Genomic DNA, 10,151 nt, shown 5'->3' with positions numbered 1-10,151 from the left:
AGCCGCCCCTTCAACGATTGTGGTGTCGTCCTTGGTGATGGAAACTTTTTTGGCCGTTCCAAGCATGGTCAGGTCAACGTTTTCCAATTTGATGCCAAGGTCTTCGCTGATGACTTGGCCATCCGTGAGGATCGCGATGTCAGCCAGCATGGCTTTCCGGCGGTCGCCGAAGCCAGGAGCCTTAACCGCAGCAATTTTCAAACCGCCCCGAAGTTTATTAACAACCAACGTTGCCAATGCTTCGCCTTCAATGTCTTCGGCGATGATCATCAACGGACGGCTGGATTGCATGACTGTTTCAAGAACGGGCAGCAAGGGCTGAAGCGTGGAAAGCTTAGCTTCGTGGATCAGGATGTAAGGATTTTCCAGTTCGCAGGTCATTTTTTCTGCGTTGGTCACGAAATAAGGTGACGTGTAACCCCGATCGAACTGCATGCCTTCGACGACATCAAGTTCTGAGTCCAGGCTCTTGGCTTCTTCAACCGTGATGACGCCTTCGTTGCCGACTTTTTCCATGGCACTGGCGATCATGCCGCCGATGGAGACGTCGCCATTTGAAGAAATGGTGCCGACTTGGGCAACTTCTTCGCTGGTTTTAACTTTCTTGGAAATTTTCTTGATGTTTCCAACGACAGAATCAACAGCCAAGTCGATACCGCGTTTGAGATCCATCGGGTTCATGCCAGCAGCAACAGCTTTGGTGCCTTCGCGGACGATGGACTGGGCCAGAACGGTCGCCGTCGTGGTGCCGTCACCAGCTTCGTCATTGGTTTTGGAAGCGACTTCCTTAACCATCTGTGCACCCATGTTCTCGAACTTATCGGTCAGTTCGATGTCTTTCGCAACAGTCACGCCGTCTTTGGTGATCCGTGGAGCACCAAAAGATTTGTCGAGAACCACGTTGCGGCCTTTGGGGCCCAAAGTCACCTTAACCGCATCGGCCAAGATATCGACACCGGCGAGCATACGATCGCGGGCATCTGTGCTGAATTTAACGTCTTTAGCAGCCATTGTAATTTAACCTTTCAATAGTGTCAGTTTGCTTAGAGTTCGGCAGTTAGCCCCAGGGGTTAACCAATCACGCCAAGCAAATCGGATTCTTTCATGATCAACAGATCATCGCCGTCGATCTTGACTTCGGTACCGGCCCATTTGCCGAACAAAATCCGGTCGCCGGCTTTAACGTCCAAAGGAACAACCGTTCCATCGTCACGGCGTGCGCCGGAACCAGCAGAAACGATTTCGCCTTCCATAGGCTTTTCCTGTGCCGTGTCAGGAATGATGATCCCACCGGCGGTTTTTTCTTCCTGATCGACGCGTTTCACAAGAACGCGGTCATGCAGGGGTGTTAACTTCATGTGATGTCTCCGTAAGTATCTGTTATATAGGGTATTTCCCAGTAAATTAGCACTCCCCAGGGGAGAGTGCTTGCCTTACTCGTGGCTGATTTAGCCTATATTTGAGAAGATGCAAGGGGTAAATATAAAATCTAGGGCGTTTTTATCGGTACATAATCAGTGTCGTCCACCCATCGACGACGATCTTCCGCCTCAGTTTTAGCCCTGCTGCCACATGATGTTGTGCAACCCGGCGGGCATCATGCACCAAAAACCCCGACAGAACCGCCATGCCTCCAACGTCCAAATAACGCCGAAGGTCGCGCGCCATTTGGCATAAGGGATTGGCGAGGATATTCGAAACGATCAGGTCATAAGGCCCTTGAGTTTGAACCAGAGGCGTTCTGTATCCGTCGCCAGCCTGGGCATAGATAAAACCTCCAACGCTATTTTGTCGGGCGTTCTCACACGCCACGCGAACCGCACCAGGATCAATGTCGCAGGCAATAATCCCCGTCTGCCAAGTCTTTGCCGCCGCTAACGAAAGAATTCCTGATCCGCAGCCCATGTCGAGAATACGCCTGAACTTTTTTCCTTCTTTCGCAAGTTGATCAAAGGCGGCAAGACATCCCTCCGTCGTCGCGTGCTCGCCGGTGCCAAAGGCGGGTCCCGCATCCAACTTGATCCCGACAGCGCCCCCCGGAACACTTTCTTGAATGTGCGAGCCATACATAAAGTAGCGGCCGACTTGGAGCGAGGGAAAACCAGCTAGGTTTTCCGCAACCCAATCCTGAGCCTCCATCGCCGTAATTTGGAAGTCAGAAAATTCTACATTGAGACCGGAGGCCACCGCCGCCAACCCTGATGCAATCGCGGCCTCATCAAGGGCAGCCTCTGATATCCCTTGCAGCCGGGACAGAGCATCGTCGGGTGGAATTAAAAAAGATGAGATAACGGCGCAATGGGGTTCTAAAACTTCTTCAAATGCCTCTGCCTGCGACGTCGGGACAATGACATCAATGCGCCAACATGCAGGGGGCGCCATCAGGCAGACTCGACAAAACTATCGATGACTTTCTTAGTCCCGGCTTTTTCAAATGAGATTTCCAACTTGTTGCCATCGGTGGCGCGCACGATCCCGTAACCAAACTTTTGGTGAAATATGCGTTGGCCAATGGTGAAGGTCGAGGCCGTTCCAGCCAGTGTTTGCGTCTTCCAATTGGTGTCTTCGATCAACGGTGCGCCAGACCGCGAATTCCCAAATCGCTTGGTTTCGCGAAGCCGTCCAGCCCCACCCCCCCTCGTCTCACCCCAGGGGCCACTGCCAAATGTGTCCATGGAGTTAACTGATTCAATATGATCATCCGGCAATTCGCCGACGAAACGAGACGGGATCGCGCTTTGCCATTTTCCATAGACCCGGCGATTGGCTGCATAAGATACAATCGCACGTTGCCGGGCCCGGGTTAGGCCCACATAGGCGAGGCGGCGTTCTTCTTCCAATCCGCCGCCGCCGGTGTCCTCCAGAGATCGCTGATGAGGAAACAGGCCCTCTTCCCAGCCCGGCAAGAAGACTGTTTCGAACTCCAACCCCTTGGCGCTGTGCAATGTCATCAGAGTGACTTTTTCCTCGGCATTGGATTCGTCGTTTTCCATAACCAGGCTGACGTGTTCCAAAAATTCGGTCAGGGTTTCGAAATCTTCCAGCGCGACGATCAGTTCCTTGAGGTTATCCAAGCGCCCCGGGGCCTCAATCGATTTATCCCGCTTCCACATCCCGGTGTAATCAGACTCATCCAGGACCAATCCTGCCAATTCTGACGGCGGCATACTGGAACTAAGATCACGCCACCGGTCAAAGTCCTGGACCAGGCCCGTAAGAGTAGATTTCTGCTTCGGCTTAAGTTCATCGGTCTCGACCAAGCTTCGAACAGCTTCGACCAAAGGCACCTGTTCCGCACGGCCTAGTTGATGAATTGTTTGCAGGGTGGCTTGGCCCAGCCCCCGCTTCGGAACATTCACAATGCGCTCGAACGCGAGATCATCTGCAGGCTGGGAAATAACCCGCAGGTAGGCAACCGCGTCTCTGATTTCGCGGCGTTCATAAAACCGCGGGCCACCAACGACTCGGTACGGAACGCCTAAGGTGATCAAGCGTTCTTCAAATTCACGGGTTTGGAACCCAGCCCGAACCAAGACCGCCATTTCGTTTAAGGACTGCCCTTTGGTCTGATAGGCTTCGATGTCTTCACCTGTAACGCGGGCCTCTTCCTCGCCATCCCAAACGCCACGAACCCGCACCAATTCACCGTCATTGAGATCAGTCCAGAGAGTCTTGCCGAGCCTCCCTTCGTTGTAGGAAATCAAGCCAGATGCCGCTGCTAGGATATGCGGGGTCGAGCGGTAATTCCGTTCCAAGCGAACGATCTTTGCACCGGGAAAATCATCTTCGAAGCGCAAGATATTACCGACCTCAGCCCCTCGCCATGAATAAATCGACTGATCATCATCACCGACACAGCAGACGTTTTTATACCCGCCACCTAAGAGACGCATCCAAAGGTATTGTGCAACATTGGTGTCTTGGTATTCATCCACCATGACGTAGCGAAACTTGCTTTGATAAGACTTCAAAATTTCAGGGTCGGTCTGGAACAACGTCAGGCAGTGCAGCAGCAGATCGCCGAAGTCGGCCGCGTTTAAGGTGCGGAGTCTGGCCTGATACTCGCCATAAATTTCCAGCACCTGGCCTTCGACAACGTCTGAGCCCTCGGCGGCAGAAACCCGATCCGGCGTCAGGCCCCGGTCCTTCCAGCGTTCAATCACACCCAAGATTCGCCGCGCCGGCCATTTTTTTGGATCGATGTGCCTGGCTTCCAGATGCTGTTTAATCAGACGCAGCTGATCGTCGGTATCTAAGATCGTGAAATTTGGTCTGAGCCCAACCCCTTCAGCGTGGGACCTGAGAATGCGCGCTGCTACCGAATGAAAGGTTCCGACCCACCAACCATCAACCGGGCGATGTGTCAGGGACGATACGCGATGCTGCATTTCCCGGGCGGCGCGGTTGGTGAAGGTCACCGCAAGAATCTCCCAAGGGCTCGCCTTGCCTTGTAACAGGATATGCGCCAAGCGCGTGGTCAGCACCCGGGTCTTTCCAGTACCCGCGCCCGCCAGCACCAAGACCGGTCCGTCGATTGCCTCAACCGCTTCCAACTGGGTTTCGTTTAGATTCTCCAAGTGCATCACCGCAGGAGTTGCAGCAGGTGGCAGAGACGGTTCAGTGAGGTCAAATGGATCGGACATGGATTGAGTTATTTGGACTTTATTGTTGCGATTCAACCTTTTTCTTCAATTACAGAGAAGTTACGCCCTATAATCGTATTGGTTTTGATTTTAAGGAGTATGCGGGATGAGGCTCCTGTCCCCAAGAATTAGAGCATTTCATGTATTTTCAAGTGTGCTCGCGATTGTCTTACTGCTTTCCGGTTCCGCCTTTGCGCAAAAGAAACAGCCGGAAAATACGCCCAGTCCCATTGATACAGGGGAAATTCTGCGCGCGGTTGTGGGCATTGAGACAACTGTGCCGGCAAATACCCGTACTGCACGAGCCTTAGGAACAGAGCGAAACGGCAACGGCATAATCATCGACAACGAGGGTCTGGTATTGACCATCGGTTATGTAATTTTAGAAGCCGATTCGGTCAATATCGTAAAACCTGATGGCAAAAAAATTCCAGCCAAGATTGTCGGCTACGACCACAATACCGGATTTGGGCTGGTCCGCGCGATTAAGCCACTTAATCTCAAGCCGATTCGCATGGGCAAGTCTGCTGACTTATTCGCCGGAAAACGCGTCTTAATCGTCAGTCACGAAGGGGAACTGCCGGTGATGGCAGCACAGGTGGTCTCGCGTCGTCCTTTTGCGGGTTACTGGGAATACCTCCTCGATAGTGCAATCTATACGATCCCGCCTTTTCCCAAATACGGCGGTGCCGCGCTTATTGGCGTGGGAGGCCGATTGCTGGGTGTCGGGTCGTTGGTTGTCAGCGATGCCTTTGAAGGTCCACCGCCTGTTCCTGGCAATATGTTCGTCCCGATTGACCTGCTGCGCCCGATCCTAGCTGATTTGCTGGAAAATGGGCGATCCCGGAAGCCCTCGCATCCTTGGCTCGGTGCCCATACCGTCGAAATTGACGGTCGACTTAGAATCATGCGTATTACCAAAGGCGGCCCTGCGGACAAGGCCGGACTGCGCGACGGGGATATCATCATGGGTGTCGATGGAAAGCGTGTAAAAACCATGGAAAAATTTTTTCGCCTGGTCTGGGCGAAAGGTGACGCGGGGGTAAACATTTCCCTCAATGTCGTAAAGTCAGGCACTGCCGAAATGAAAATCGAGCGAGTCACCATCAAATCCGATGATCGATATAACTGGCTAAAGCTGAAACACAGTTATTAGGATATTAATCCCCGCGTTCCTCGCGGCGGCTTTCCAGAAGCACTGTGTTGTAGGCTGACATTACGTCACGTTCGTGCACACAGCCCAGGAATTTCATCGATTCCAGGTCCTCAACAACGGCGATGTGTTCTTCACCGGTGTCGCGCATCATTTTGAGTGTCGCTTCGAGATCTTCGCTCCGGGCCAAAACCGGTGGATGCAAATCAGCGACGTCACCTGCACAAATCAGATCATCCACCCCGTGATCGAAGGCAACCTCACTCATGCCGGCCAAAGTGACGGTCCCGACCAGTTCACCGGTTTCTTGCACCACAAAGACCCGGCCATGGGTTGAATTTTGCAACAAGCCTCTCAGGTTCTGCAGCCCTGTACTCGGCATCGCCCGCTCACTTTCCTGAGACATTACACCGGCAACTGTCAGCGCTTGTAAAAGCGCTGTCTCCAAGCCTTCACTCAGGTTCAGACCTCGGTTCTCCAATTGCCAAGAAAACACTGTGCGGCCATGGAACTGTTGTGCAATTACCGATGAGATTACCACGGCCACCATAACCGCCAACGTCAGTGCGTAATCACCTGTCATTTCAAAAATTATGAGTGTGGTCGATAAGGGAGCACCCAACACCGCAGCGGTAATCGCGCCCATACCAACCAGGGAATAAGCCGCCGGGTCTGACGTAAACCCTGGCAACATTTGCCCTACCAGTACACCATAGGCCCCACCGATGGTGGCACCTATCACCAGCGACGGACTGAAAACGCCCCCACCAAAACCAAATCCTATGCTCACTGCCGTCGCAATAATTTTCATAATTGCCACGGCAATCAAAAGACCAAGCGAAAACGATACGGCGAGCGCTGCATCATTGACCCCGTAGCCAACGCCTAGGACATGGGGAAATGCGATGGCGATTAAACCAACAATGAGACCCCCTACGGTTGTTCGGATATAAACCGGCGCGGGAATTCTTTGGCTGGCATTATCGGCGACAATGATCGCCCGCAGGAAGATAATTGCTACAATTCCAGCAACGACGCCTAGGCCTGAAAACGAGAGCAATTCCCAAAAGGACGCAATATTGTGTTCGGAAATTAAAAATGCCGGGAAGTCGCCAAAGTAAGACCTGGAAACTGCGGTTCCGGCCACACTCGCCATGACCACCGGCGCAAATGATTTTAACGCATAGTGTCCGATCACCACTTCGCCGGCAAAAAGCGCGCCCGCAATTGGTGCGTTGAACGACCCAGCCACCGCCGCTGCGACACCACACCCGAGCAACGTTCGTGTCAGCGACCGCGTGAGATGCAATTTTCGTGAAATGGACGACCCGATTGAGGCGACCAAATGAATGGCCGGTCCTTCGCGTCCTACAGACGCACCCGCACCGATGGAGACTGCACTTATTAACGCAGCACTCATTCCGGTCCGCGCGGACATCCGACCGGCGCGAAGTGCGCTCGCCTCTATCACATCCGAAACCCCATGCGGTCGCCCGCCCGGCATCAGGAGATGTACCAACAACCCAACCAAAAAACCGCCCAATGTTGGGATCAGCAACAAATGCCACCACGGCAAATTTCGTGCGTGAAAAAATAATTCTTTGCTGTCGGAGCCAAACGCCAAGCCTTGGATCAAATCAATGCCTTCGCGGAATACGATGACGGCACCACCACCAACGACACCGACGACAAGCGCCAATACCGAAAGGATCAATTGATCGTTCCGCACGATACGCCGAAGCCGCAGCAAAATACGGCTTGCTCTGAATCGGTTTCTTTTCATGGTCCAACGGGTTCTAATATAATTTGAATTTGTTGAATAAAAGTTTACGCCCTAAGACCTAGTGGTATGAATCTAACATATGGTGCCCATACGACGGTTTTCCGAGACCCCTGGCGAGGCGCGTGGTTCGCCGTGATGCTTATAGCATCACAAGGGCCGCGCAACGACGTCCGGTGGTTTCGGAAAGCCGCCCACAGGGTCACGTTTCCTGCTTTCTCGGGGTGTCAGGCATGTTTGACGATGCGATAGCATCGCCTGCACAGGCCTTCCTGCCGAGAAAACAGGAAACCTGATCGTATGGATACCATATGTTAGATTTATATCACTAGTTTTTCCAAGGACCATGGTGAATGTTAATCGGCGAGAACGATATTGAGCTTGCCCCCTTCGAGGAAGTGCAAGATATCCGGGGAACGGATTTCCCCGGAAAGCCCAAGTACGGGCAATTTCTCGTCGTCGGCCCGCCAGGTGTTGGGAAAAGCACCCTGATACAAAGCATTGGGGGCTGGCCCTACGAAGGGTATATCGATCTTGCTGAAAACAATTGGTGGCGCACCCGGGTTCTTTCTTTCCGCCCACGTGAACTCCAGTTCGGTCTGCCCTTCGTCGGCGTGTCAGAATCGTTATCGATCATTGATGATGAATGGCTGAATGATGCAAGCAACCTAGAAATAGATTTCCGACGCATTTTACTGCCGCCGGACGGGGCTTGGTGGACCGGAGCCGATTGGCGCCAAAAATATGTTTACGAATTTTTGCTGCCTGATTCCGACCTGGTATTCCATGACCGTGAAAAGCGCGCCCGAAGCGGCATTTTCCCCTACGATGAAGATATATCTTCAAAGATCGTGTCGCTTCAAATGAGCGTTTATCGTACCCTTGCCGCCTATTTTTGGAAATCGGGGCTCAGGGTTTACATCAGAACGGATCGTAACGGCCCGCCGTTGCAGATCGTCAAAGTGCCGGATAATTTGCCGGTGGCTGCTCAAGCAAAACGTAAGGGCAAATTTCAGGAACATGCTCGCACAAATCTACCCTTTTTCATGGGATCTTTTTTGGGGGCGAAAACAGCCGATCTTTTTACACCGACGCCTGAAGGACATCGCCTGTCAGAACCCGTCCACATTCCCTGGGATGCGGGTTCGTTTAGCCTACAGTTAGGTGAATACGTTCTTGAAGTTCGCCGCGACTTACCAATGTCAGATGAACGAAAGCCTAATCTCCGGGATTGGATCATTCTCGACCCAAAATCTTATTTCGACCGCATGAGCGGATTTATTCGCATCGTTCCAGGCCAGTCGGAGATTTTGGGCCGGGATGAACCCTCACAGCAAACATTGTTCAACTATCCCAACTCCGTCGCGCGGCGGCATATTTCCATCTTGAACAAAAATGGTGAACTTTATCTTCACGCGTTAGATTCCGAAGCGTCCACCTTGATTACTGCGCTAGATCGTGCCGCAACCGTATCGTCGTTGCGGGGCACGCGGCGCAAAAATTTAAATCTTCTCTGGGAAGATTTAGGACATCCAAGCATTCCCCTTGCTAAGCGGGAGGCAAACAAGCTGGTCCAAAAGGTTAGCAAAATTTTGGCAGATGAGCCTCATCGAACACGCGATGGAGATGGCTTGCCGGGTGGAATTGTCCATCTGCCCGGTCAAGCCAGCGCGGTCTTCGTCGGCGACCTGCACGGCCAGTGTGATAATCTTATAAAACTCCTGACCGAGGGCGCACTGCTAAAGGCCATTCAGCAAGGCAAGACTTGCCTTGTCTTGCTGGGCGACTTGGTTCATTCCGATGAGCATGGAAAGCTTGAAGACATGGCACCATCGATGGCCATGATCGACTTGTTTCTTATGCTCAAGGCGCGGTTTCCAGAAAGTGTTTTCTGCTGCCGGGGGAACCATGAAAGTTTCTCGCCGGAGGTTGGAAAATCGGGTGTCGCGCAAGGGGTGTTGTTTCGAAAATATTTACAGGAACAAAGAAGCAAAAAGTATGCTAACGCTGTCGGTGAAATTTTTGAAAACCTTCCCTACGTCATACGCGGCAAAGACTGTGCCGCCTGCCACGGCGCACCAACCCGGGGCCGAGTGACGGAAGATATCTTAATCAACATTCGCCACTACCCGGGTCTTCAGCATGAAATCATATGGAACAGGCTGCGAGGGCCAAACCGTCCTGCAGGCTACACCAAAGGAAGCGTAAATAGATTTAGGCAAAGTCTGGAGCTACCAAAAGAAGCGCCTTTGATTGTTGGACACACCTCATTCTCAGAAACCGAAACCGTCTGGATGGACGTCAACGACATCGTCGGGCACCACGTCGTTTATTCGTCACACACGGACCGCTTCGGTGCAATCTTAGTACAAGACGGCACCGCCATTCCCTTAGAACTGTTGGCAGAACCCGTTTCTGCCGAATAGTATATATAAAACAACGCATAATTCGGAGAATGAAACATGATCTACGAAGTAAGAAGTTATCGCTTGAAGCCACGGTCAGTCCCGCAATTCCTTGATGTCTTTGGCGAGGCCTATGAAAAACGTAAAGAATTTTCTCCATTGTCTGCGTT

General features: G+C 52.4%; 7 protein-coding genes. 2 read left to right on the top strand and 5 right to left on the bottom strand.

Annotation, left to right across the window (positions count from 1 at the left end; genetic code table 11):
- The 4 genes from groEL to HOM51_12100 form a co-directional block, all read right to left on the bottom strand.
- A partial coding sequence (groEL, locus tag HOM51_12115; GenBank protein MBT5035252.1) for a chaperonin GroEL occupies positions 1-1,011 on the bottom strand: 1,011 nt, incomplete at its 3' end.
- 59 nt (positions 1,012-1,070) lie between these two features.
- Positions 1,071-1,358 carry a co-chaperone GroES gene (gene groES / locus HOM51_12110; protein MBT5035251.1) on the bottom strand — a complete coding sequence of 96 codons (288 nt, stop codon included), beginning with the start codon at positions 1,356-1,358 and terminating at the stop codon, positions 1,071-1,073.
- A 142-nt stretch (positions 1,359-1,500) separates the two neighbouring features.
- A complete protein-coding gene (locus HOM51_12105; GenBank protein MBT5035250.1) occupies positions 1,501-2,382 on the bottom strand; it encodes a 50S ribosomal protein L11 methyltransferase in 882 nt (293 codons plus the stop codon).
- On the bottom strand, positions 2,382-4,643 hold the full coding sequence (locus tag HOM51_12100) for a UvrD-helicase domain-containing protein (GenBank protein ID MBT5035249.1): 2,262 nt from the start codon (positions 4,641-4,643) through the stop codon (positions 2,382-2,384). Before HOM51_12100 ends, HOM51_12105 begins: the two co-directional genes overlap by 1 nt.
- A 106-nt stretch (positions 4,644-4,749) precedes the next feature.
- On the opposite strand from HOM51_12100, the gene HOM51_12095 reads away from it, so the two are divergent.
- Positions 4,750-5,799 (top strand): serine protease, encoded by a 1,050-nt coding sequence (locus tag HOM51_12095; protein ID MBT5035248.1) that lies wholly within the window; start codon positions 4,750-4,752, stop codon positions 5,797-5,799.
- A gap of 4 nt (positions 5,800-5,803) precedes the next feature.
- On the opposite strand, the gene HOM51_12090 is transcribed toward HOM51_12095, so the two are convergent.
- Complete coding sequence (locus HOM51_12090; GenBank protein MBT5035247.1) at positions 5,804-7,525, bottom strand: chloride channel protein; 1,722 nt, start codon at positions 7,523-7,525, stop codon at positions 5,804-5,806.
- Between the two features lie 404 nt (positions 7,526-7,929).
- Here HOM51_12090 and HOM51_12085 point away from each other — a divergent pair, with 404 nt between their 5' ends.
- Positions 7,930-10,002, top strand: a complete 2,073-nt coding sequence (locus tag HOM51_12085) for a hypothetical protein (GenBank protein MBT5035246.1) — start codon at positions 7,930-7,932, stop codon at positions 10,000-10,002.
- Positions 10,003-10,151 lie beyond the last annotated feature (149 nt).

The sequence above is a fragment of the Rhodospirillaceae bacterium genome (assembly GCA_018660465.1).
Taxonomy (GTDB): domain Bacteria; phylum Pseudomonadota; class Alphaproteobacteria; order Rhodospirillales; family JABJKH01; genus JABJKH01.
Note: the sequence above shows the minus strand (reverse complement) of the source record. Positions and strands in the feature narration are given on the sequence as shown.